This is a genomic window from Peribacillus kribbensis DSM 17871 (assembly GCF_000430765.1).
Taxonomy (GTDB): Bacteria; Bacillota; Bacilli; order Bacillales; family DSM-1321; genus Paraperibacillus; species Paraperibacillus kribbensis.
The window spans coordinates 84,640-108,875 of sequence record NZ_KE387242.1 but is presented as its reverse complement, the minus strand read 5'-3'; the positions used below and the strand labels follow the sequence as shown (position 1 = coordinate 108,875).

Below are 24,236 nucleotides of genomic sequence, written 5' to 3'. Positions count from 1 at the left end.
GGAGGATCACACATGAGCATTTCTAGATTAGCTTTCCAGCCGTTGAGTTTTACAGGCTGGGGCTCACTCGAGAACCTTGTACCCGAAGTAAAAAAATATCAAGCCGAAAAGATTCTTGTCGTAACAGACCCGATGCTCGCAAAAATAGGATTGGTGGATAAAGTCACCGAACCTTTGAAGGAAAGCGGCTACGAAGTGATTCTCTATACAGAAGTGGTACCGGAACCTCCGCTTGAAACAGGCGAAAAATTGGTAGCGTTTACAAAAGAGGGCGCTTTTGATATGGTCGTGGGCGTGGGCGGCGGAAGCGCACTCGACTTGGCTAAGCTGGCCGCAGTGCTGGCCGTGCATGAAGGATCGGCTGCCGACTATTTAAATTTGAGCGGAAGCAGGAAAGTGGAGAAAAAAGGCCTGCCTAAAATTCTCATTCCTACCACATCTGGAACAGGCTCGGAGGTGACCAATATCTCGGTTCTTTCCCTGGAAACGACCAAAGATGTGGTCACTCATGATCATTTGCTGGCCGATGTCGCAATTGTCGATCCCGAATTGACCGTATCTGTCCCGCCGCGCGTCACAGCGGCTACGGGAATTGACGCCCTGACACATGCGGTGGAGGCATACGTTTCCGTAAATGCGAGCCCTGTATCTGACGGGCTCGCCCTTCAGGCCATTCGATTGATCGCACGCTCTCTAAGAAAAGCAGTCCAAGATGGAAATGACAAACAAGCCCGCATGGACATGAGCAGCGGAAGCTATATGGCCGGTCTTGCCTTTTTTAATGCAGGAGTTGCCGGGGTGCATGCCCTTGCCTATCCTCTTGGCGGCCAATTCCATCTGGCGCACGGCGAATCAAACGCGGTCCTTCTGCCTTATGTCATGGGCTACATCCGAAACAGCTGCCAAACAAGAATGGCTGACATCCTAAATGCACTGGGAGGAAACTCCAGCTTCCTTTCCGATGAAGAAGCCTCCTATAAATGTGTCGAGGAGCTGGAACGTCTGGTAAAAGACGTTGGCATTCCAGCCACACTTTCCGAATTCAATATTCCTGAATCAGCTCTCGAAAGCCTCACACAGGATGGAGTCAAACAAAAAAGACTGCTTGCCAGAAGCCCGCTTCCATTAGAAGAAAACGATATTCGGGAGATTTATCGGGCGGCTTTTACTGGTAAAGTGACTGAACCACAAACAGGTACTGTGCCTGCTGCACATTAACGAAAAAGGGATCCCTTCATTACTTTGAAGTGGTCCCTTTTTTTGTTTCTTATTTTTTATGGCTTTTCTAATAGATTGGGTTTTTAAAGAGTTCTGAGAGGGGAACTCCTTGTTAAATCAGTTGACTGAAGGCGGAAATCAACCACCTGGTACCAAAGAAACAACGTCTGCGAAAACAGCCTATTTTATAGAAAGCATCCCCAGGGTAAGAGTTAGAATGTGCCGATGAACTCAGAAAATTGTGGTTTCATAAACAAAAAAGCTGCCGGAACAATCCGATAGCCTAAAATATCTTACCTATTTTGTCTACCACAAAAATCAGTATGAACCATATGCCATATTCTATGATGAAGTGATAATACCTTCTTCCCTCATACTTCTCCTTCTCAAAAAAGTAATGAACGGCCATTATACCCAGGGCTGTAAACATATAGTCAAAAATGTTCAAGCAATCACCTTACTTTACAGTTTTATACCATCAGCCGGGTCCAAGTTTATTCTTTTTACCTTTTCTCATTTTAATGGCAGCCGTAATACAAACAAAGGCACCTATAAAACTTGCAAAAATAGCTACAAAAGCTCCATTACTCACGTTAAGACTCACCCCATTTTTTCTTAACTTTCATAGCTGCACGAAAAACCATTAAAGATTCATAATCATAACAGAGCCTTATTACAATCAAACAAATATACTCATCAAAATATCATCCACATATTCACCCGGACTTAATTTGGCTTGTTTGATTCTTCTTCCCTCTTCTCTAAACCCCATCTTGGTATATAAATGAATGGCACGTTCGTTATTGGAAAATACCTCAAGAGAAATCTTTTCCACCCTTTTATCTTCCTTCGCCCAATTCAGAAGTTCATTTATTAAGGCACCCCCTATCCCTTGGCTGGTAAATCGTTCTTGTATACTCATTCCAAACATACCTTGATGACTAAATTTTTTGCGGGGAGACAAACGGAAATTCAGCATACCGATTATAATCCCATTAACTTCAGCAACCAAAAGAAGCCCTAGTGTACTCTGTGCGTTAATCCATTCCTTTTGCTGATCGATCGTAGTAGTAAATTCCTCTAAAGAAGTGGCCATAAAACTTGAATTTTCACGCAACACCTTCTTTATATGCTCCAAAATTTGTTCAGCGTCACTTTCAATAGCTTTACGGATTATATACGTATACGTCATTCAGGAGTCCTCCAGGAACGTTATATGTACTATATATATTCTGTGATTTTTGAATAAATCCTTTATCGATTGAGACTGCTAATCCCCGTTATTTAGTTTCCTGGAGAAATGGTGGTACAATATATAGTATGATTTCATATTTAACAAAAGGAAACTAAACAATAAAATTAAGGAGATTTAAAATGATTTTTAGAAAGTCTGTTGAAAATGATGTACATTCTATTATGGAAATTATTAAGCAGGCCCAGGACTCTTTTAAGGAAGCAGGAATTGATCAATGGCAAAACGGTTATCCCAATCATGATGTCATCGTGAAGGATATCATGAACTCAGAGAGTTATGTGCTGGAACATGACGGTGTGATTGCGGCTACTTCAATGGTCACCTTCGCTAAGGAGCCATCCTATAAGTCTATTAGGAATGGAAAATGGCTTAGTGATGGTGAGTACGCCACGATTCATCGAATCGCTGTAAATCATACATACAAGGGAATGGGACTGGCAACAACCATCATCCAGCATGTTGAAGCATTGTGTGCTAATAAACAAATTCCCAGCATAAAAGCCGACACTCATGAAGCCAATATCCCTATGCAAAAAACACTGAAAAAGAATGGTTTTGAATTATGCGGCACCATCACCTTAGATGGTGGAGAAGAAAGACTCGCTTATGAGAAGCTGCTGTAAAGAGCATACATTATTATTAAATTAATAAACTGAATATAAACATAAGAGCCTTTCTGCTTCAATGCAGGAAGGCTTTTTAACAACTAATAAAAAGGCTCTGTTCAAGAATATTGTTGATTTTCTTCTTGAACTAACGAGACAGGTTAGTTCAAGAAGGAATTTGAAACCCAACAATAGAATAATTTATAAAAAATCCTTTATTGAAGGGAGTAAAATATGTTTGTCTCAGTTACAAGGCTTCGTTTAAAAGGCAAGAGAAAGTTACCTCTCTTTTTTTGGCATACTTTGAAATCGAATAGTCAAGCTAAGAAATCGGAAGGTCTTTTGTATTCTTCGTTAAATAATGAAGGTTGGGATACGTACTGGACACTAACAATATGGGAGAACAAAAATAGTATGAAAGAGTACAGAAATAAAGGGAGTCATATAAATGCAATGAAAGTATCAAGAAAAATTGCAGACGAATTAGAATTTATCAATTGGGAAGCAGGTAATAATCCTACTTGGGATGAATGCAAGGAGCGGTTGCATCATAAGTACGGCAGAAAATTAGTTAAGTAGGACTAGTTCTTCTTCAAAATGAGTGCGTCAGTTAAACAGGTTAGCAGTAAAAAGGGCTTTGTTTAAGTCCTTTTTATCTTTACGGCAATATCAACACTATCATTTAACAGAGCTGATAAATGACGATCCAGCTCCCGATAATTGACTCGAAAAATATAAAAATCTAATTTTGCTAAAGGTAACTGGAATCTTTCTGCTTTATTTACTCTATACGGATTCCCAAAAACCATAGCTGTATTCATCCCACCATCATTACATACTTATCATTACCGAATAGATAAAATGAAAATTAATATAATGGCACTAATATATTTCGATATGATTTGAAAAATTTTATTTTCAATATCTTATTCAGTTAATAAAAAAATCCTACACCCCATATACCTTCGTGAAAAAATGGTGATATTATGTTTCTAATCATATTAATAATAAAAAACTTGTCCATTTTTGCCCCCCTAATATAGTAAATATTACCATAATCAGGATAATACTACCCTCTTTTTTCCACGCAAAAAGGACTGCAAAACAGCCCTCACTTCGCACCTATTATACCTGTGTTATTTGTGCCATTACGAGGAAAGCCCCCGGCCAATAAGGTTCGCCGAAACAGGCTTCTTTCCCAATTCTCTTGCCCAAATCGATAATTGGCCTATATGGTGAATTTCGTGAGCAATCGTATGCCGCATCACTTCCCCCCAAGTATCCGTTACTACGCTGCCATCTGGCAGGGTATCGTAATATAATTGATTTTCCATACTGTCATCCCAGTTGTTCACAAAGTTCTCTACTTCCAAATGAAAGTCCGCATCCAATTTTCTGATCTTGTACAAGCTATTATACTGATCGAAGCTCTCCTGAAAGTCCGTTTTCCCTTGTAAGACACGGATCCAGCTCCATTCTACATCTACAATATGGAAAAGAGTTTGCAATATACTTCCCATTCCACCCGTTCGGTTTTGCAAAAGTTCTTCTTCACTTACCTCTTCACACCAACAATACCACTCTTCTCTTACCATCCAGTTATATTTAAAAAATGTTTGCATTAAGACACCTCCGAAATCTGAAAATAGCTTATTATCTATTTCAACAAACATAGTATTAACTCCTTGTTTAGCAAAACTGCTGTCTATGTCCTTTTTCCTGATGTGAATATAAGTCTACTTAAAAGGTGTTCTTGTGTGTATGTTAATGTCTATTTATACGGTGTCACCGAGCCGCTCATGTTTTTACTGTTATATATGTTTTTAAGATGTTTTAAAATGTTTATTGTTTGTCGAACGCTGAAATCCTTGTGCCTAAAGGGATAGAAGGAAAATATAGCTATGGAAAAGGTGTGACAAGTCTACGTAAACAGTGCAAGTGGCTACCTAAAGGGGGTCAAAGGGCTAGTTTTACGGTGTTATATAGCTTGTGGATAGGTGTGTAATGGCTATAAAAACGGTGCAAAGTATTTATCTCATCACTAAATGTCTACTAAAACGGGGTTAAAGTGTTTCGTGGGAGCCCAACTACGACCGTTTTCCTCTTTTATTTATGAGTTCGTAAGACAAATACATCACATAGAGCAATTTTTACAGCAGCCCACCCCGTTTAGATAGACATTAGACTTCTTTTTGATACAGCAGTCCGGCACATCAACACCGTTTAGGTAGACATTATTTGTTTGAAGAGGGAAATAGATTTAACCGAACCACAAAATATTTTTTTCACCCCGTTTAGATAGCTCTTTTAATAACATAACCCCATTAGGAGACACCGTTTAAGTAGCTCTATGAATAAAAATCCTGATGAGAACGGTCTTTACTCACCCCTTTTACGTAGCTCTTTCTATTTGAGCACTGGATTTTCCGCACCGTTCAGGTAGACTTATATAGAAGCTCCGGGTAACCGCCCGTTTTCTCTATAAGTTTATGGGTAGAAATTAAAAAAAAAATGTAATATAGTCATTTTAGTAGAAGGAATGACAGGGAGGCAGACCAGTGAGTGTGGCTACAGCTGAGACCAGTGAACAGTTATCATTTGAATTATTAGAAGAAGCTGAAATAAAACCATATTACTGGGTGAATCAATCCAATGACCTCATAAATGCCAGGCAGGATCTTACTCTTACGGAACGGCGCATTATATATGCCCTGGTCAGTCTCGTACAGCCGGAAGATATAGATTTTAAAACATATGTGATACAAATTAAAGAACTGGCAAATCTTATTGGGGTTTCTGAGACCAGTTTTTATGAACGGGTTGAAAAAGCAGTGGACGGACTTCAATCCAAGGTATTTATCATAGAAGAGCCCGAACAGGCGGGGAAAAACGGAAGCATTGTACATAAGATCAACTGGATTCAACAGGCAACCTATCTAAAGGGAGAAGGTCTGATACGGATCAAGCTGTCAGATACCCTGGCAGATTATTTAATGAATCTTAAAAAATATACCGGATATCAGCTCTTTAACGTTTTGCAGCTCAAATCGGAGTATTCCTGGAGAATCTATGAATTATTAAAAGAACGTGAGCCCTGGGTTAAGCGGATCATTAAGGTAAGTGAATTGAGGAAATTATTAAATATACCGGATGATAAACTGACCCTGATGAAAAATTTCAGAAAAATTGTCCTGGATAAAGCGAAGGAAGAGATCGAAGAGAAGACCGACATCACCTTCCATTATGAAATTCATAAAAAGATCGGCCGTAAAATCGATTCCTTTGTTTTCTATATTTCCAAAAACGATAAGATTACGGATAAGCACTTAACAGAAGAAGCCGTGGATTATGATATTCAGATCCTTCTAAATCGATTAATCGCAAACGGAGTCAGAAGAGATAAGGCCACGAATTTCATTAAACACTATCATCCAAGATACATAGAAGAAAATATTGTGTATGTGATGAGAAACAGCAGCAACGATGTTTCCAATTTAGCCGGATATATTGTAAAGGCTATTGAAAATAACTATGCCGATTCCCCATACGAAGTGGAAGAATACGAAAGTTCTTTATATCGTTTAAGAATCGGAAATTACGACAATAAAGTCCGGGAGCGAACCAAGAAGGACATTGCGGATCTCGAAACGATCTATGAATATTTTCAAACCATCATGCAGAAAGAAAGACCGAGTTCCATTGAAGACATCAATCTCATATCTGATGAAAGGGAGAAGAAGCTGTTCGATAAAATCAATGCGGTTCAGAAATACAGACATGATCGGAAGCTGCCTCCCCTGACAACAGACGATGTTGAAGAGAGTAAAATAAAGATGTTTTTTAAGAAATGGAAAGAAAGCAAAGATGAAATTCCCTACTAATCAGTGGGATCATTCGTACTCAGCTTGTAGAGAAAAGCACTATTTTTTCTTCACAAGCTTTTTTATTTCGTTTTATTTCATCCTTAAGGCGGATATCCAAGGATGAGTTTTCCTCTGAGTACATTCTCGTTTATTCAAGAAAGTATCCATCGCCTATTGGTGAAACAATCCCATCCATACTCATAGAATTTTTCTTCTTCCGATAGTCTTCTAATTCTTGATCGCTTTTCTTGTCTGCCCACTGAAGAAGTGTATCTCGCTCGCCACTATAGGAATAGAAAGGAATGCTAAATCCACACGATGTTTTTACTATATCAATTTTGGCATAAATGATTTGCCTTGCACCCGGCAGGAGGTCAAAATGAGTGATCATTTCATCCCATTCTATGGTGCCTGGCAAAACCACCTGGCCACGTCCGTACAGACGCAAGATCATCGGAGGCCCTTCAAAAGCAGTGAACATAAAGGTTACTCTGCCATTATCTTTGATATGGGCACTTGTTTCATTCCCACTGCCTGTTAAATCTAAATAAGCAATTTCTGTTGACGATAAGATCCTCAGCACATCATGGCCTTTTGGTGAAATATTAACATGGCCGTCTTCTGAAAGAGGAGCCGAGCCAACAAAAAAAATCTTTTGCTGTTTTATAAACTCTTCGTGGCTAGGATGTATAGACGAAAAAACCGTTCCCATAAAAGCACCTCCGGATCCATTTAATTACTATGTAATTCTCCTTTTATTCTTTAATATCCTCTGCACCTGCAATTGTTTTTTCAACTACCCTTCCTGACTATGGATGAACATAAAACGGTGCTGAAGCAGCCATCGTTCTTAAAACACATACACGTTCGTATTGCAAAAAAGAGCCGCCGAAGCAGCTCCAACCCTGTTCCATCAATGGACCCTCCATAGCTGCATAACAGCCAGAATGTTCAGGAATTCTTATTTTTATTTTTAAAGTCCAGAATAGCGATCACAAACATCCCAAAGCTCAGCATCAGAGATAAAGCTTCAAAAGTCCCCATTTATATATCGCCTCCTCACAATAAGCCTTCCCACACTCAAGTTTGTCCTATACGGAAAAAATAAAAAAAGGACCGCCATAGCGATTCACACTTCTCAACAATAGAAGTGTTATGTAAAGCTTACTCTACTAACCTACTAATCCAAGAAGGATCCGATATTTTCAGTAAGCTGAGGACTTCTTCTGCCACTGTTGTATAATCCTCTTCAGTAACAGCATGTTCGTAATGAAACCATTTACCGTCGCTCCCTAATGAAACGGCTCCCAGCCTATAACGTCTATCCACATGGTAAGCATTAACTTTATTCGGCGGAATATCTTCTCCCCAAGACATGGTGGTTCCATTTTTAGGACAAGCTGCTAACTCAACAATAAAAGAACCTCCCCAATTGTTGAATTGAAAGGTAATTAAATCTATATTATTATCATTTAATCGTCTGAAATGAGGGAAGGATCCTTTGAATCCTTGTTGTCTTAATACGGGTATTACCAGCTTTTTTAAGGCTGCATTCATCATTTTTCTCTCATTTGAGGGCATTTCAATCCTCCGTTTTTCAGATATAGCATTTGTTGCACCTAACTCCATCGGAAATGCGGCCTACTTTCCTGAATTTTATCTTCTGGAAATTATTTTGATTTCAACCTGTGCACCAAGAGGCAGGGATAAAACACCTATAGGAGTACGAGCAGGATATGGCTCAGAAAATTGTTGAGAGTAAACTTCATTCATTGCTGTGAAATGATTCATATCCGTCAGGAATACATTCACCTTTTGACAATTCTGCATCCGGGCTGAGACATAAAGGGAGAAATTCCCCTTATTCCGTAATGATGAGTAAAAAGAGCGCAAATAAAGGTAGAATTTCCCTCTATTGACTCAAAACATAAGAATATGAAGGGATTTTCTTTCCATAAGGGGAAATCTTCCCCTTATATCCTCTGAGACAAGCTACATTTTTGATTTAAGGGGAAAATCTCCCCTTATTTTTTTAAAAGGATTTTAAACATAGTTTTCTCCTCCTGCTTTTGTTTTTATTCAGCTGACGAACATGATCAGGAGTTAAGCCTGCCGCGTGTCTGTTCGGCAATATCCCCTTTTATTGTGAGTCAACTGGGGTTGCCCAGATAGAATGTGTAAATATCCTGCTTTAACGGCATGTGAGTAAGGAGCGACCGCAGCAGCTGTACGCTTCCCTTTTTTATACAACTCCACTTTCCAGAATCTTAAAAGTTTTCTTATCACAATTTCTGCCCTTACGCCATAGGGCAAGATAAATTTGGGTTCGGTATGACCAAAATTCAAGTTATACAAAATGGGCACATCCTCCAGATCAAATTCCCTCATTACTATTTGAATTTCTTCTTTATACTCGTCAAAGTACTTCTCATCTTGCGGTTTTCCCAAGATGATACCAGCTGCTTTTTTTAGAATCCCTTGTACAGCATAATTCGCAGCCAATACTTAATAAGACTTGGCTCTGGTTTTTCATCCGATGTTTCAAAGAACAGGATGCAATCCTCCCAATATGTTTCCTCTGGCCAAAGTTCTGTTCCCTTGGCAAACTCCAGTACTTCGATACAGCCGCCAATCAAACGCCCTTGTACCACTCCTGAACCTTGAAGCATCTCGTAACCCGAATTTTTCTGCAGCGTCGTTGAGGGTTTTTATTCTCTTCTATCCATTCTAATCGCTCACTCGTCCAATGATCAGCCGGGTGAATGTCATCAATCATGATATTTGAGAAAAACGTTCGTTTCACCATTTCAATCGCATAAGGATCCATCTCCACGTTCTCTGCAAAATCGGTCATTATGGCTGGACCATAAAAAGAAGAAATTCCTGCTTTATGGCAAAACAAATGGGTTATGGTCACATCCGAGTAACCCATAAAAACTTTGGGGTTTTCACGTATAACGTCAAAATCTATGTAAGGAAGTAAGCGGATACTATCCTCCCCGCCAATATTTGCAATGATTCCTTTGATACTCTCATCCTTAAATGCCATTTATCAAATCTTCTGCGTGCGCTTGCGGGTGACGATAAAGATATTCGCTACCCTTCAAACTATTTGGCATTAGGATAACCTTCAGTCCAAAAATTCCCTCTAGTCTTTTTATACCTTGTTCATACCGCCATCTAAGTCCTGGTTCACCAGCTCCTCCCCAGGAAGGACTTACTGTTGCAACACAATCCCCCGCTTGTAATTTTTTTGGTTTAATTAATACATGGACTGCCACCCTTTAAGAACTCGATGGTTTATATTTTAATTTCTATACGTTCGTTAAATTACCTGCTCTAGTGCTGTATCTTTAGGAGGCCAGGACACCTCATTTTTCACATATTTTCTCTGGCTATTTTTCAAATCCTGCTTCATTAGCCCAATAGATCACTTTTAATAGGATAAATTTCTATTTTTTATTGAGTATCAATCTGCCTATTCCGACAAAATTCAAGGTGAATTAATGCTATTCTTTTTATGCATAAGTATATGTTGGGAGTTGTAGACACTTCTTAATTACCTTCTCCTGGAAGAGTGGCCAGGAAGAATATGTGAGCAGTATCCCAACTGTGAAATTCCATTAAAAGGTGATGATCCCATTATGGAAACCTCAATCGATATCATGCGTAAGATTGCCGATAAAGTAAGAAGTCTGAAAGAACAATTAGCTATACAGAGATTTAATGCAGATAAAAACATCTACTCGGAAATAAATGATGAAAAATTACGTTCCTGGAGAGAGGAACTTATAAGGATTTTTGCCGATTCGATTTCCGAAAGTATAGAAGAAACCTATAGCCATTTGACAGAGTGGGGAAACAACAGTGTACACCTTTTAGTTGATTTAAATTTACCTTTGGACCTTGCGATTGAAGAGGTACGGTTTTATCGGGATACGATTGGTGAATTGATTAAAGATGAGTCCATGAAGAACCATTTATCACTAGAAGAATTTTATGTATTAATTTCCCGTTTTGACTCTGTTGTTGACCGGGCTGTGCATTGGCTTAGCTTATCCTATACAAAAACCTACATAGCCCGTATCCAGGCTGCTGAAATGACTGCTTTAGAACTGTCCATTCCTATGGTAAGAATTACGGAAGATATTGGGATCCTCCCTATTATTGGTGATATCGATACAAAAAGAGCACAAGATCTAATGGAAAAAGCCCTGAATTATGGGACAAGTCTGGGGTTGAGCTTTGTGATCATTGATTTATCAGGTGTCCCTATGATTGATACTATGGTTGCAAATCACCTTTTCAAGGTAATAGACGCACTTAAATTAGTTGGTGTCAAAGTTGCTCTAACTGGAATACGTCCAGAAATTGCCCAGACTATGGTCAGCTTAGGAATAAGACTGGAAGGAGTTACTTCGTTCTCAAGTCTCCAAAATGCCATGAAGGAGTTCAAGCTGTATAATCGCTAAACTTACCCTAGTGCGGTCTTTATACTAGTATTCTGATTACCACCATCCACTCTTAAAAGAATCAATTCTAGTTCAAGAAGTCAGGCAGCCTTACATAGTAAAGCTGCCTGACAGTGTACCCATATTACCCAAGTTGGCGTTTAAATAGTTTACTTGCGAAAAAGCAGGCAATCAGCATAATTCCGGCACACCAGGCTAGCGCAATCCAGATGCTGCTGCCCACAGTCCCATCGTACAAAAGGGCACGAATCGCATTCACGATGGGAGTCACAGCCTGGTTTTCTGCAAACACCCGGACAATTTTCGGCATGGTTTCGGTGGGAACAAAGGCCGAACTGATAAAAGGCAGAAAAATCAGCGGATAGGAGTAGGCAGTCGCACCTTCCATAGATTTTGCTGTTAATCCGGGAATGACCGCCAGCCATGTCAGCGCCAGCGTAAACAGTCCGAGTATCCCGGCTGCCGCAAGCCAATCCAGGATATCAGCGCTGGAACGGAATCCCATTGAGAGCGCAGCGAGGATAACCACCACAACAATAAGCGCATTGGATACAAGCGAGGTCAGCACATGTGCCCACAAAACCGATGAGAGCTTGATGGGCATGGTGATGAAACGTGCCATCAGCCCGCTCTTTACATCTGTAAACAGCCGCACCGATGTGTAAGCGACACCGGATGCGATCGCCATCAGCAAGATGCCCGGCAATAAGTAATTGACATAGTTGTCAGTGCCTGCGTCTATGGCTCCCCCAAATACATACACAAACAGCAGCATCATCATAATCGGAGTGATCGCAACCGTGATAATCGTATCCGGGCTGCGCATGATATTGCACATTAAACGCCCAAGTAATACCCCTGTTTTGCTATTCATCTACATCGCCTCCTTCTTGCTTATAATCTCGAGAAAAATTTCTTCTAATGTTGGCTGCTTCTCGATATACTCCACTTTCGCAGGCGGGTACATTTCTTTGAGTTCGGTAAGAGTACCGGTTGTGATAATCTTACCTCCATGCAGGATGGCGATACGGTCCGCCAGCTGTTCAGCTTCCTCCAGGTACTGGGTCGTCAGCAGGATGGTCGTGCCGCTGCTGGCAAGCTCCTCGATGGTATTCCAGACTTCAATCCGTGCCTCGGGATCAAGCCCTGTTGTCGGTTCGTCAAGGAAGAGGACTGCTGGCGGCCCGATCAGGCTCATGGCGAGGTCAAGCCTCCGCTTCATCCCCCCGGAATACTGGTCCGCCCGTCGGCTGGCCGCATCGGTCAGGCTGAATTTTGCAAGCAGACTGTCGGCCACTTGGGAGGGCTTGGGAACTCCGCGTAACTTGGCAATCAATTTCAGGTTTTCCCGCCCGGTGAGCATGCCGTCTAAAGCAGCGAACTGCCCCGTCAGGCTGATACTCTGGCGGACATGATCGGATTGACGCTGGACGTCAAAGCCGCAAATATACGCTTCACCCCCATCGGGCTTCAACAATGTCGAAAGGATGTTCACTGTCGTTGTCTTACCGGCCCCATTTGAGCCCAGCAGTGCGAAAATTTCGCCGCAGCCTACTTCAAAATCCACTCCCTTTAAGACTTCCTTGTTATTAAAAGATTTCTTTAACCCTTTAACCGAGATGGCTGTTTGGTTCATCCTTTTGTCCTCCTTATAAAAAACTCAGAAAGATGTTTCGAGACACTAGTCAGTTATACAGATATTCTGTAATACTTAGTACAGGTGTAAAAATTTTTACTGAATCATAGCGGCACACAATCATATTTACAATCACTAGAGAGCGGGAATATTTTTTCTGATTTTCATAGCTTTACTGACTTTTTGGTTACCCAATGTTTTTACTTTCAATCAGCAGTTCCACTGAAAGAAGCAATGTCTTTTCCTGTGATCTTTTCTTTCCCAGCAGCTGCATCTTCTTCAAAGATGCAGAAAATCTCTGGGATGTTGCTAGGATCAGGCACAGCCGAGACTTTGAAGAGGGATTTTTAGATCTCTTTAATGACAATCTTAGCTATTTAATTGCATCATTGAGTTTTTGACGCTGCTTATCAACCCAAGATTTTGCATCAGCGACTAGATCATCACAGAATGCGGCTACATCGCTGCCCGTTACTTCTTTAACGCGCTTTCCATCAGCTGAGGCTTCTTCAAGAAGGTCGATGAGGTGATTAAAAACTAATTTAGTTTCTTGCCAGTCAATCAGGCCGCCCGTGTTCCAGAGATACTTTTGCATCGCTTTGTAGGCGCTGTAGTATTCTTCAGGTAAAGACTTTGCACGGCTTTCCATTTCCCTCCATGTTTTTTTTTCGCTAAAATCCCCAAAGATTTTTTTAAAAATACTCATTATGTTATGTCTCCTTTTGAATTTATTTTTGATTTGAGTTCATTAATTTTACTCGATACGAATTCCCACTTATTCCAAAAAATTTCAAGCTGCTCCTTTCCAGCTTCGTTGAGTGTATAAAATTTTCTTGGAGGTCCCATGGTGGATGGCTTTTTCTCGATGTCCACCAGATGGTTTTTCTCGAGCCGCATGGTAATCGTATAAACGGTGCCTTCGACCACATCAGTAAAGCCAAGTTTTCGCAGCTGCTGCGTGATTTCATAGCCATAAGTCTCGCCACGGCTTATGATTTCAAGCACACATCCCTCAAGTACTCCTTTCAGCATTTCGGTTATATTTTCCAATGTCTACCTCCATTAAGGGTTTACTTATTTTCTCCAGTATTCTGCATCTGAATTATCTTCGAATTGAATACTAAGTGTTACTTACTACTAGTATATAGTATTGCTTATTAGCCTCTTTTGTCAATAAAATTTTTACAGCTTACACTTTAGGATGTAAGTGAGTCAAAATGTGATAGTAATGTCATTTTATCTTTTTCCCAAATCACTAAACCCTTTCTCTCTTAGCAATTGCGGCTCCATCGGCATTTGGTTTTCGGTTTAGAGTTTGCACATCTTGTCTTATTATTTCATTTCAACCCACTACCATTCTTAAAAGAAATACGACAGATGTACAAGCAATCGTCCACATCTTTCATATTTTATATAACTGAGAGTTCTTAGGATCAATCATCTAAGCTGACAGTCTTTGAATTTGAATGATACACAGAAAGGGTGAGAAATTTTGACAAAGGAAAAAAGGAATAAGAAGTTTTCTATCATCATACCTGCACACAATGAAGAAAAATATATAGCCGGATGTCTGGAATCCATCAAAGCTGCTTCAAAGCGGTATAAGGATCAGGTTGAAATTATTGTTGTGTTGAATCGGTGTACAGATCGGACGGAGGAAATCGCAAAATCTTATAATGCGATCACGATCAAAAATGACGACAAAAACCTTTCAAAAATTAGAAATGCAGGGGCAAAGGCAGCCACTGGTGACATTCTGATTACGATCGATGCAGATACCAAAATGACTAGAGGATTCCTTTCTAGAGTGAAGTTATTGTTATCAAGCGGATTATTTATCGGTGGCGGGACATCCGGGTTATTTGACCGTATGTCTTTGGGGATTCTAACATCTGTCGCAGCCATATCCATTCCGATGCTAATCAAGTATGGGTTGATTGCGGTTGGGATTTTCTGGTGCTACAGAAAAGATTTCGTGGCCATCAACGGATTTAATGAGGAATTGCTAATGGCCGAAGATGCCGATTTTGCCCATCGGCTGATGATGTGGGGGCTGGCAAATCGAAAGCTTTTTGGCATCATCCCTTTTGGCATGGTCACATCAAGCAGAAAGTTTGATAAATTAGGGGATTGGGTTATGGTCAAAAACCCTCAATATATATGGTCTTATCTGAAGGGAACGGATAAGAAGCGGGCGGAAGAATTGTATTACGACAATGAGTACTAAGCAGCAAAGGGCTGGCGGATATTCCCCAGCCTTTTCTTCTAGTAAGAAAGGCTGATCCGAACAAAAGGATGGTTGCCAGAATAATTGGACCAATTAGGCCGGCTTGCTCCAATAGATGAGCAGGAGCCTTTTCTTTTGTTGTTGCACGCCAATCTATTGACTCAAACACAACATCCATAGTTTTAAAGAAGTAACCCCGCTTTTTGGATTCCACGAATAGAAAGTTCATTTGGATTTATCTAGAGCTTCCAGACTTTTTTTAATAACTTAATTCCTGTAATAATTTCAGTTTCCGTTAATCCTCCAAAACCAATTAAGATTTTAACCCTTACGCTTCCTGTTACTCCGGCACAATATATGGATAATGGATAAACCTTCACTCCCACATTCATTGCAGCATTAATTAACTGCTCCTCCTCCATATTGTTTTTTACTTCCAAAACAATATGAAGTCCTGATTTTTCACCAATTATGGTTACATTTTGTCCAAAATAATTTTTTTATGGCCAAATTAAGGTACTATGCTTTTTACGGTAAAGAGTTCTCATTTTGTTTAAATGACTCTGCCAAAACCCTTCTTTCATAAAACGATAAAGAGTATCCTGATGAACTCGAGACACATTTTGTTTATAAATAGTAAAGTGTTCCAGATAATTCTTCATAAGTGGTAACGGTAAAACCATATAGCTAATGCGGTTTTATTTATGGAACAAAGCAATTGATAGTGCCCTTTTATACAATCAATAGTTATTTGCCTTGTCCAATGCTTAAGTCATCTCATACTATATATTAACAATGGATAAAGGGGGGGCTGTATTATGGGATTTAGTGGAGGCTGTGGCTCCGGCGAGGGCGGCGGAGGCGGCTACGGCAGTGGTTTCGCCTTGATTGTGGTTCTATTTATTCTCCTCATCATTATTGGAGCTACTTATTGGAGTGGTTACTGATAACTAAAGGAGAAATACTGTCATAGATAGGTTAGATTATAGACAACCCCCTTTTCCAAGTTTATTTAAAGAAAAGGGGGTTTGTTTTTTTGCAATACCATTTATAGTAGATATTTTCATAAAATCTACAATAAAAATGCTGCTGGCTTTTTCAACAGCCTGAAAGACCATCTTGATTGATGGGGCTTTTTGTATTGGCTATCTGATTTCGTTTTGTAAGAAGTCTGCGGATCTGGGGTTTGCCCCTTCGTACATCATATTCGGAGATTTGTTCACTCATTATAATTTTTTATAGCTGCTCATCTGTACTTGATAAGTGTGCCTGGTATTGAAGAAGCATAGAGATATACATATCCAAACTGAATAACTGACTTTGATATACACCTTGTTGAAAAGGATTTCGCTTAGCCGAAACCACCACTTGTAACAACATCTCTTCGTTTTTTCCCTCAATGACAGTCAAAACCAAAAAAGCCGCGGGAGGCAGCTTTTTCGAGACATTGGCTATAAGAAATAAAGAACTGCAACATTCCTAATTCTTCGAAAAACCGAGGGATCCACAGATTCTTCAAGGTTAAAAAAGAATGAATTCAAGTAATTACAATGACCAAATTTTCAAACGGCATGGAGTTATTTTTTAAACTTTGTATTGTAATGAGCTAGTGCAACTAATGGCCATATGTGCCTATAACTATGATAGTTAATATAAAAGTGGCCAGGCAGCCCAGCTCCTGTTTGGTATGATAATGATTTATCCGCTTTACAGCTTGTTAAAAACCATATTCCCCTCTCAATTTCAGGAGTAAGGCTATCACATGCTGAAACTAACGCGTCTACTGCCCAGGAGGTTTGTACTATTGTAGAGTATGGAAGGGGAGTATACTTTTTTTCCTTGTCGCTTTTACATGACTCACCCCAGCCGCCGTCCGAAAGCTGAATGCTTTTTAACCAATCCACAGCCCTTATGATTGAAGGATGGTCTGCTTTTACACCTACAGCAGTCAAACCCGTTATGGCCGCCCATGTTCCATAAATATAGGAAACTCCCCATCTTCCAAACCATGAACCATTTTCCTCTTGACTTCTGATTAACCAGTTTGAAGCAGAAGCAATCCGCGGATTATTTAAAGTCACGTTTACAAAGTTCCCTAAAAACTCTAATGCCCTTCCTGTTAAATCCGTTGTTGAAGGATCGATAGCAACATCGTTAAAGTTTTCTATAGGAGACAACCTGAGCAGTGATTTATGTCGATTTCTTTCAAATGAACCCCATCCACCGTCTTTATTTTGCATGGCTAGCAGCCAGTTGACTCCATCCCTCCATGTTTTGCATATTTGTACATCCTGGTATGCAGAACGTGCAATGGCTCTAAGTGATGCTTGAGTATCATCAATGTCGGGATGGATTGAATTGCTTTCAGAAAATCCCCAGCCTCCTGAAATTTGCTGATGTGATTGTAAGAAGTTTACGGATGATAGCACAACAGATTCCTTTGGAGTCACACCTGCCTCTTGGAGGGCGTAACTCAACAGTGCAGTATCCCAAATGGTTGATGGTGAATTCTGCAGATGTGTTAATCCGCTCTTATCGTATACCATTGATTTTAATCCCCAAATAGCATGCTGAATGTATGGAGAATTTCTGTCGTATCCCAGTGCAAGCAACGCATATACCATATAAAAAGTGGCACTTGCATAACTGAATAAAGTGCCGTCGCCTTCTATATTATCCAGAATATAATTTTCTGCTTTTTTAAGTGCCGAACCATTAAGACGGCTTAACGGAATGAACCGGCGGAAGAAAGAAAGAACGTTTTGCACCCTGCCACCCTTTCGTTCTTTATACAGGTGAGTTAAATCAGGTGTATCTTTATGCGTTAAGGAGAACCTCTTATAGCCTAGTATTAAGATTGGAGCCAGGTGTACTCTGACATAGGAGCTTAGTTTATAAAAACTAAAAGGCAGAAAAGAAGGTATGTTAAGCAGTAAAAGCGGTAAAGGAAAGCTGCTTGGCCATGGATACAGGTTGTTTAAAGCCAGCATAAATTTTGTAGAAGGATGAGCACAACCAAGACCTCCCTCTTCAAGGATAAACTCCTCAGCCTTCCTCATATTTTCGTCTTCAGCTGTAGCATATCCTGAATATAAGAGAGCAGCGTATGCCTCAATTGTAGCTGAAAGGTTACCCCCATCATCTTCAAAAACACACCAGGAACCATTTGAATGTTGTATATTTTTTAACCTTTGGGACAGCTTTTGAACGAGTATTTCTTCTTCAACCCCAAGGCTTCGCAGCATCAATATAAAATAGGCATCCGTCATTGGCCCGCTTTCAAAACAATACTCCCACTTTCCATCTGCCAATTGATGTTCTCTGATTTGCTGGATAAGCTTATTTATTTTATTTTGAACAATTTCATTTACTTTCAATTGTCATACCCCGCTGTTATAACAGGAAGTACTTTCCCTGGAATTACTAACAGTGTATGACGTGAAGGCATATCCAGGTATAGAGAAACAAACCAAATTCAATCGTGTTGCTCTTTAAATAATTATTGTATCATCCACTGGAAGCCGTATTCCATCATAACTTTTATGATAAAGCGTGTAGTTAACAGGGTATTCGAACGAATATGTTTTAAATCATTAGAAGGACAATGTACCAACTTATACTGCACTAGATACTAGCCGTTTCTCCGGCGTTTTCTCAACATAAGATAAAAGACAGCATGATCAAACTTATACCTTTTTGGTTTCAGCCAAAGAGAAAGGAGAAAAAAGTGGCGTATATTGATCCTCATTTAATGAGAACTTTCCGGAGTAAAATTAGAGATCCAAGATGCTTTCGGCGTGTTTGCGGCATACTGCTATCCTGTCGAGCCCATCATTTAAGGCATCCCGCAGGGGCGTATCGTGTAGTTGATCGTCTTTCCGCGGCTTGCGGTGTCCCTATTACAAGGGAGCAAAGGGATAATGCAGCAAGATGGTTAATGGGGTGCGGAATTGATCCCCGAAACGCAGCGCATCGAAGAAGAATGTGGAATCGTGTTCGGGGTGGCTGGTGACGAATAATCCTGAAGACACATGGGACAAACTGCATTAGCAATTCATCCCGATATAAAAGAAGATGATCTCTGTGTTTGTGAGGGCACTGAATAAGTCCAGTTTAAAAAAGGTAGTTGTAAGTTCAATAGAATTGAACCTTCAACTACCTTTTTAGTTTATAATTAATGTTATTATGATTTTCAAAATGATTACGAACCAAGAATCTCTCAATCTAAGTATTATTACGCCTTTAAAAGAAAAATAATAGTACAAATAAATGAAAATAGGCGCCTTCTGAGAATGTAATTCCAACAAGAAGGTGCCTATTTTTTTGAAGTTAAAAAATTAATTAAAAACCGTAAGTTTTTCAGTGCCCTCGTGTTTGTTGAGGTCATCTTTCAAAACTTAATACAGACACATACAGGAATCCTGCTATTTCAAGATTTCAAAAACGGTGACCTTCATCATAATCATTGCAGCCATCTTGTACAGCAGCTGAATCCAAAGGATCGTCAAAGTATGATTGTGCATACTTCCAGCTTGATGTTCCTGAATAAACTTGATACATGCCTGCTGCAACCCTTAAAACAGTACTGCTAAGGCCAATAGCTTTCCCCATATAACCATAATGATGGTTTCCGATATATTCCCCTGTTTTTTGATCACCTTTAAATTTGTATGTTGTATCTTCCCCAAGCGTCTGCTTTAAGTCCCAAATTCCATTGGTTCTGGTTAATACATAGAAAATTCCCAGCCGATAGGTATTAGCATATGGCAGCCCTTTGGATTCAATGAATCTTTCATAGTTTTCAGCTATTTTACTGGCAGAAATCAAATTAATTTTATAAATGGCTGTAATCGCAGATGCAGTCTCACTTTCGTTCTGGAGTTGAAATCGCTCCTTCTTTTCTGTTTCTTTTTCAATTTCCTTGACATGATCGAATATGAAACTTTTGATTTCTAGTTTTTCAGTCCTTGACAATGGTTTCGGAAAATTTAATATTGCATACAGCAGATAGCACAAAGGGGGAAAATAGAAAGGGGAATATCCTCTTAGCATGAAAGAATTCGTGAATAAATAAACGGTAAACAGCAGACTCAATCCAAACGCCGCACTTATTAAATACTTAAAGTTCAGTAAAATACCGGTCAATGCCATGATACCGGGTATTAATACCATAATTGTCAACCATAAAATGTGAACTTTCTCTTCGACAAACGTACCATTTTCCAACAGTTTGGAAAGAAATTCAATCCATAAAAAAACACCTGCAGCAGCTCCAAGCAATGCAATGTGTCTGCCGTAAATTGGATTCTTATCTGGGAAGTATTGAAAAAAATATACTAAACGATTAAGTTCCAAATACCACCGCCACCTTATTAACTTTCACCAGCCTATAGCAATCAAAATAAACAGGAGGGACCTCCATAGAAGCTTAAGCCTTCAATAGGGTATGCACAAGGCTTCTTGGCCGCAACCGTTTAACAAGAGAATTTTCTAATCTCCTGCTTACTTTAACTAATTTTATAAAATAGTACGTCCGACCACACATCCTGCGCTTTCCCTCCATATTTTATTTACATCTAAGCGTTTTTTGGGATTATCTTAAGGTTTGCAACCTGAGAGGCAGGCAATTAGATGGATAAAGACACCTTAAATAAAACTTCCAATATAGACACATTGTCTTACAATCTAAGAGAATTGAAGTTCTTTTTTTTTGCAAAAAGATTAATCGATATTATAGCTGTTGTTCTCGGTTTATTAATTTTTTCCTGGCTATTTTTAATTATTCCTATTCTAATTAAACTAGAGAATCCAAAAGGACCGGTGTTTTTCAAACAGAAACGGGTTGGGAAAGATGGTAATCCTTTTTATTTATACAAATTTCGGTCGATGGTTCCCGGCGCAGAGGGAAAGTTAGATCAATTACTCAAGTACAATGAAGTCTCTGGGGCAATGTTCAAAATTAAGGAGGATCCCAGGTTAACAAAAGTAGGAAAATTTATTCGCAGAAGAAGCATTGATGAATTGCCACAAATTTTAAATGTTTTAAAGGGAGAGATGAGTATAGTCGGACCTAGGCCAGCTTTACCCAGAGAAGTAAAAGAATATAGTGATCATGACAAACAGAGGCTTCTTGTAACCCCAGGCTGTACAGGTCTATGGCAGGTAAGCGGAAGAAGCACATTAAGTTTTGAAGAAATGGTTAACTTGGATTTAAGCTATATAAAAAATATGTCAATATGTCTCGATATTAAAATCATACTTAAAACGTTTTTACTATTGTTTGGATCTAAGAGTGCTTTTTAATTAAATATCACATTCTGCAATCTAGAGAAGAAAGCCAAGAAGATAGCACCTCATTCATTCTCAAAAAAAAGATTAATTGAAAAAACCGCCTTTTTCATAGCGGTTTTATGTAAAAACGTCAGTGTTTGATAAACGGTCAAATTTAAAAGATATCCTTTAATACCCATAGGCTTTTTTGCATTTAATGTGATTTGAAAATAATAGCGAATCAGTTTTAAGGTGCTTTGGATTACTCTAGAAGTGCAAAAAGGGCTGCTTTGGCAGCCCTCTATCTTTAATTAACGAACCCGCTAGTTCAAAAAGAGTGCGTTTCCACACCCGTCAGCTGCAAAAGAAATATCAGATGCAAGTATGAACATGTGACAAAGGTATTCACTATAAGAAGTTACTTCAACAAATACTGCCCCATTAGCCCAATAACAACAGGCTGTCAAAGTAGCTCAAATATCATTAACTAACTCACCTTTTAGCTGAATAAGAACGTTTGGGTGATAACTTTTAAGATCTCCTTAAAATAAATCTTGGTGGAGATCCGTAACCTGTTCAGCTCCAAAATAAGCCAGCTTTCCTGGAATACAAGAAATTATTGAAGGCATCCCGTATCCAACAGCCTTTTCCAATGCGGATAATAAGGGCAGTTCTTTCCCATCAATTGCTTTACAGTCCGATATTGAGTAACAAAACTCTCCAGCACCGTGTTTTTTCAACAATTCAGCTATCTTTTCAAAGTTTGAATTAGGTTTAGGAATTTCAATCATAAACTCATTTCGAAGTGTGTCATAGTATTTGTGATGTAATCCTCGTAATGCGTCCCATCTTTTTTTAGGTAAAGATAATTCAAATTTAATCCTTTTGTTAAAGAAAGATTTAACAACAATTTTTTCAAATTTCTTTATTCATTCCAACCACCCTCCCCGGCTCCATTTTACCAAATTCACCGCCATTTCACTGGAAATCCTGTTACATTAACCTGAGCCGTTAGTTATACAAAAAAAGCTGCCTAAGCAGCCAAGTGGTCTTCGACTGGTGCACCTGATAGTGAAGTAGAAACTTTGGAAACTTTCATACCCGCAAAGGGAAACACAAACTTCTTTCCATTAATTCTTAAACACCTAAAACAGAGATATACTCGTTATCTTTACTCTTTTTGTTTATCCAAGATTGAAATTCAGTAATTACTTTCACCAAATCATCTAAGTTTTTATTTAGTTGCCCTAAAATATATTTCTCTGTGATCTCTAAATACAAGTATTCAATATGCTTCTTCAAATCTTCAGGTTTTGGATTGTTTGTTAAAAATAATTTAAGATTCTCTAGTTCCCCAAGGATTAACTTCCAAGTCTCCCTGTTTATTTCACTTATGCCCCATAGTGAATATTTTTTATAATGTTTTTCAATTGCCTTGGAAAAATAGGTAAAGGTTTCATCTGTAAAGAAAATTGACTCTTCGCCCCAATTTTCCCCAGAGTATTTACCTGGTTTTATTTCAACGTAACAAGATCCTTTCAGATGTTCTAACTCATAGATAATTTTAATACGTTCCCTCATTATTAAAACCTCCAATAATTACAACCTGAATCCATTTACCACTTTAAAATTTAAGTTCTTACCTTAATTTCTACGTTTTGAAGAGTTTTCCTTCTTAATTGGATCTGCACTTTAAGTAGCACAAAAAAGAGCTGCCGTAGCAGCTCATCTTTATTGAACTAACGCACCCGTTAGTTTAAGTTTATTTTTTCACAATCAAAACATCTCTAATCCCATTTTCTCTGTTTTCTATAAGAGTTCCTTTCGGAAAAAGATAAACTATAGCAGTCGAAGGACGTTACACTGTTATAGTCTATATCTTTTATTTTTGATTAAAAAACAACAAAGTTTGCGAAAACAGCCTTTTTCAAGAAAAGCTTCTTGCCAATGCGAAGGCTGCTGCTGCGGCAAGACCGCCTACAATCATAGTTTCAAATCCGCTTCTAAAAATAGAGGTTCCTGTAAATCTGCCTTTTACTCCTCCAAAAATAAAGAGAATAATTAACGTGAGGATAGTGGATGCATATAGCCCCTGGCTTGGAACATTGACAAAAAAATAAGGAGTTAAGGGGATAATTCCGCCTACGATATACGATACTGCAATGGTTAAGGCACTAATCCATGCCCTCGACTGGTTCGGCTGTTCCAATCCCAATTCGAAACGCATCATAAAATCTACCCATTTGTCAGGAGACTGTTTAAGCTTTTGTACAATCGGTTCAATTTGTTCTTCCTCTAATTCAAATCCCCTGAATACCTCTCGGATTTCTTCCTCTTCTTTTTCTGGAACTCTTTCCACTTCATCATATTCCCGCTTCAGTTCTGCACGATAATGGTCGGCATCGGACTTTGCTGCAAGATATCCGCCAAGCCCCATTGCAATCGAACCAGCAGCAATTTCCGCTCCTCCTGCTGTTAAAATAAGACCAGTAGAGTGTACCGCTCCGGACAGACCGGCTGCCAGCGCAAAAGGAACCGTCAAACCGTCTGACATCCCGATGACTATGTCTCTTATCGTATCAGAAGCACTGAAGTGTCTCTCAATATGCTGTGTTTATGGCACCCGTCATCCCCCATGTTTTATAAAAATATTTTTATTCCACTAATAAGTTTTTGTAACCCTAGAAGGA

The 24,236-nt window shown here is 39.2% G+C and carries 24 protein-coding genes and 1 pseudogene; 8 read left to right on the top strand and 17 right to left on the bottom strand.

Annotation, left to right across the window (positions count from 1 at the left end):
• Positions 1-12: 12 nt before the first annotated feature.
• Positions 13-1,218 carry an iron-containing alcohol dehydrogenase gene (locus H539_RS0122510; RefSeq protein ID WP_026695394.1) on the top strand — a complete coding sequence of 402 codons (1,206 nt, stop codon included), beginning with the start codon at positions 13-15 and terminating at the stop codon, positions 1,216-1,218.
• A 679-nt stretch (positions 1,219-1,897) separates the two neighbouring features.
• Here H539_RS0122510 and H539_RS0122495 read toward each other — a convergent pair.
• Positions 1,898-2,410: a GNAT family N-acetyltransferase gene (locus tag H539_RS0122495; RefSeq protein WP_026695393.1), complete on the bottom strand. Its 513-nt coding sequence runs from the start codon at positions 2,408-2,410 to the stop codon at positions 1,898-1,900.
• A gap of 182 nt (positions 2,411-2,592) precedes the next feature.
• On the opposite strand from H539_RS0122495, the gene H539_RS0122490 reads away from it, so the two are divergent.
• A complete protein-coding gene (locus H539_RS0122490; protein ID WP_026695392.1) occupies positions 2,593-3,096 on the top strand; it encodes a GNAT family N-acetyltransferase in 504 nt (167 codons plus the stop codon).
• Between the two features lie 216 nt (positions 3,097-3,312).
• Positions 3,313-3,657 (top strand): DUF3291 domain-containing protein, encoded by a 345-nt coding sequence (locus H539_RS0122485; protein WP_026695391.1) that lies wholly within the window; start codon positions 3,313-3,315, stop codon positions 3,655-3,657.
• Positions 3,658-4,226: 569 nt separating this feature from the next.
• Here H539_RS0122485 and H539_RS0122470 read toward each other — a convergent pair.
• Positions 4,227-4,700, bottom strand: a complete 474-nt coding sequence (locus tag H539_RS0122470) for a DinB family protein (protein ID WP_026695390.1) — start codon at positions 4,698-4,700, stop codon at positions 4,227-4,229.
• 936 nt (positions 4,701-5,636) lie between these two features.
• Here H539_RS0122470 and H539_RS30335 point away from each other — a divergent pair.
• Complete coding sequence (locus tag H539_RS30335) at positions 5,637-6,959, top strand: replication initiation protein (protein ID WP_051348746.1); 1,323 nt, start codon at positions 5,637-5,639, stop codon at positions 6,957-6,959.
• 130 nt (positions 6,960-7,089) lie between these two features.
• On the opposite strand, the gene H539_RS0122460 is transcribed toward H539_RS30335, so the two are convergent.
• The 5 genes and pseudogenes from H539_RS0122460 to H539_RS29430 all read right to left on the bottom strand — a co-directional run bounded on the left by H539_RS0122460 (position 7,090) and on the right by H539_RS29430 (position 10,222).
• The gene (locus H539_RS0122460) at positions 7,090-7,653 is read right to left on the bottom strand and encodes a pyridoxamine 5'-phosphate oxidase family protein (RefSeq protein ID WP_026695389.1); all 564 of its coding nucleotides are present in this window, start codon (positions 7,651-7,653) and stop codon (positions 7,090-7,092) included.
• Positions 7,654-7,892: 239 nt separating this feature from the next.
• Positions 7,893-7,985, bottom strand: coding sequence for a putative holin-like toxin (locus H539_RS31780; RefSeq protein WP_155890214.1), 93 nt, complete (start codon positions 7,983-7,985; stop codon positions 7,893-7,895).
• Between the two features lie 120 nt (positions 7,986-8,105).
• The gene (locus tag H539_RS0122450; RefSeq protein WP_081415995.1) at positions 8,106-8,570 is read right to left on the bottom strand and encodes a DUF4304 domain-containing protein; all 465 of its coding nucleotides are present in this window, start codon (positions 8,568-8,570) and stop codon (positions 8,106-8,108) included.
• A 27-nt stretch (positions 8,571-8,597) separates the two neighbouring features.
• The gene (locus H539_RS29435; protein WP_081415994.1) at positions 8,598-8,771 is read right to left on the bottom strand and encodes a Rid family hydrolase; all 174 of its coding nucleotides are present in this window, start codon (positions 8,769-8,771) and stop codon (positions 8,598-8,600) included.
• A 412-nt stretch (positions 8,772-9,183) separates the two neighbouring features.
• Positions 9,184-10,222 (bottom strand): annotated as a pseudogene (locus tag H539_RS29430) (S66 family peptidase).
• Between the two features lie 363 nt (positions 10,223-10,585).
• Here H539_RS29430 and H539_RS0122435 point away from each other — a divergent pair.
• Positions 10,586-11,413 carry an STAS domain-containing protein gene (locus tag H539_RS0122435; RefSeq protein ID WP_026695387.1) on the top strand — a complete coding sequence of 276 codons (828 nt, stop codon included), beginning with the start codon at positions 10,586-10,588 and terminating at the stop codon, positions 11,411-11,413.
• A 124-nt stretch (positions 11,414-11,537) separates the two neighbouring features.
• Here H539_RS0122435 and H539_RS0122430 read toward each other — a convergent pair whose 3' ends face one another.
• The 4 genes from H539_RS0122430 to H539_RS0122410 form a co-directional block, all read right to left on the bottom strand.
• Entirely contained in the window at positions 11,538-12,287 is a 750-nt protein-coding gene (locus H539_RS0122430) for an ABC transporter permease (RefSeq protein ID WP_026695386.1), read from the bottom strand.
• On the bottom strand, positions 12,288-13,049 hold the full coding sequence (locus H539_RS0122425; protein ID WP_026695385.1) for an ABC transporter ATP-binding protein: 762 nt from the start codon (positions 13,047-13,049) through the stop codon (positions 12,288-12,290).
• Between the two features lie 373 nt (positions 13,050-13,422).
• The gene (locus H539_RS0122415; RefSeq protein ID WP_026695384.1) at positions 13,423-13,755 is read right to left on the bottom strand and encodes a DUF1048 domain-containing protein; all 333 of its coding nucleotides are present in this window, start codon (positions 13,753-13,755) and stop codon (positions 13,423-13,425) included.
• Entirely contained in the window at positions 13,755-14,099 is a 345-nt protein-coding gene (locus tag H539_RS0122410; RefSeq protein WP_026695383.1) for a PadR family transcriptional regulator, read from the bottom strand. Before H539_RS0122410 ends, H539_RS0122415 begins: the two co-directional genes overlap by 1 nt.
• Before the next feature lie 442 nt (positions 14,100-14,541).
• On the opposite strand from H539_RS0122410, the gene H539_RS0122405 reads away from it, so the two are divergent.
• The gene (locus H539_RS0122405; protein ID WP_425414756.1) at positions 14,542-15,276 is read left to right on the top strand and encodes a glycosyltransferase; all 735 of its coding nucleotides are present in this window, start codon (positions 14,542-14,544) and stop codon (positions 15,274-15,276) included.
• A 239-nt stretch (positions 15,277-15,515) separates the two neighbouring features.
• Here the strand turns inward: H539_RS0122405 and H539_RS0122400 are convergent, their stop codons facing one another.
• Entirely contained in the window at positions 15,516-15,698 is a 183-nt protein-coding gene (locus H539_RS0122400; protein ID WP_026695381.1) for a hypothetical protein, read from the bottom strand.
• A 396-nt stretch (positions 15,699-16,094) separates the two neighbouring features.
• Between H539_RS0122400 and H539_RS31065 the strand changes: the two genes are divergently transcribed.
• Positions 16,095-16,223, top strand: a complete 129-nt coding sequence (locus H539_RS31065) for a YjcZ family sporulation protein (protein ID WP_081415993.1) — start codon at positions 16,095-16,097, stop codon at positions 16,221-16,223.
• Positions 16,224-16,853: 630 nt separating this feature from the next.
• Here the strand turns inward: H539_RS31065 and H539_RS0122390 are convergent.
• Both H539_RS0122390 and H539_RS30330 read right to left on the bottom strand, forming a co-directional pair.
• Positions 16,854-18,653 (bottom strand): terpene cyclase/mutase family protein, encoded by a 1,800-nt coding sequence (locus tag H539_RS0122390; RefSeq protein ID WP_026695380.1) that lies wholly within the window; start codon positions 18,651-18,653, stop codon positions 16,854-16,856.
• Positions 18,654-19,713: 1,060 nt separating this feature from the next.
• A complete protein-coding gene (locus tag H539_RS30330) occupies positions 19,714-20,631 on the bottom strand; it encodes a polymorphic toxin type 44 domain-containing protein (protein WP_051348745.1) in 918 nt (305 codons plus the stop codon).
• A 276-nt stretch (positions 20,632-20,907) separates the two neighbouring features.
• Here H539_RS30330 and H539_RS0122380 point away from each other — a divergent pair, with 276 nt between their 5' ends.
• A complete protein-coding gene (locus H539_RS0122380; protein WP_026695379.1) occupies positions 20,908-21,579 on the top strand; it encodes a sugar transferase in 672 nt (223 codons plus the stop codon).
• Between the two features lie 509 nt (positions 21,580-22,088).
• Here the strand turns inward: H539_RS0122380 and H539_RS32920 are convergent.
• The 3 genes from H539_RS32920 to H539_RS0122365 form a co-directional block, all read right to left on the bottom strand.
• Positions 22,089-22,337, bottom strand: a complete 249-nt coding sequence (locus H539_RS32920) for a hypothetical protein (RefSeq protein ID WP_245602239.1) — start codon at positions 22,335-22,337, stop codon at positions 22,089-22,091.
• 346 nt (positions 22,338-22,683) lie between these two features.
• Positions 22,684-23,127: a hypothetical protein gene (locus tag H539_RS0122370; RefSeq protein ID WP_026695378.1), complete on the bottom strand. Its 444-nt coding sequence runs from the start codon at positions 23,125-23,127 to the stop codon at positions 22,684-22,686.
• 346 nt (positions 23,128-23,473) lie between these two features.
• Complete coding sequence (locus H539_RS0122365; protein WP_425414762.1) at positions 23,474-24,112, bottom strand: VIT1/CCC1 transporter family protein; 639 nt, start codon at positions 24,110-24,112, stop codon at positions 23,474-23,476.
• Positions 24,113-24,236: the final 124 nt, after the last annotated feature.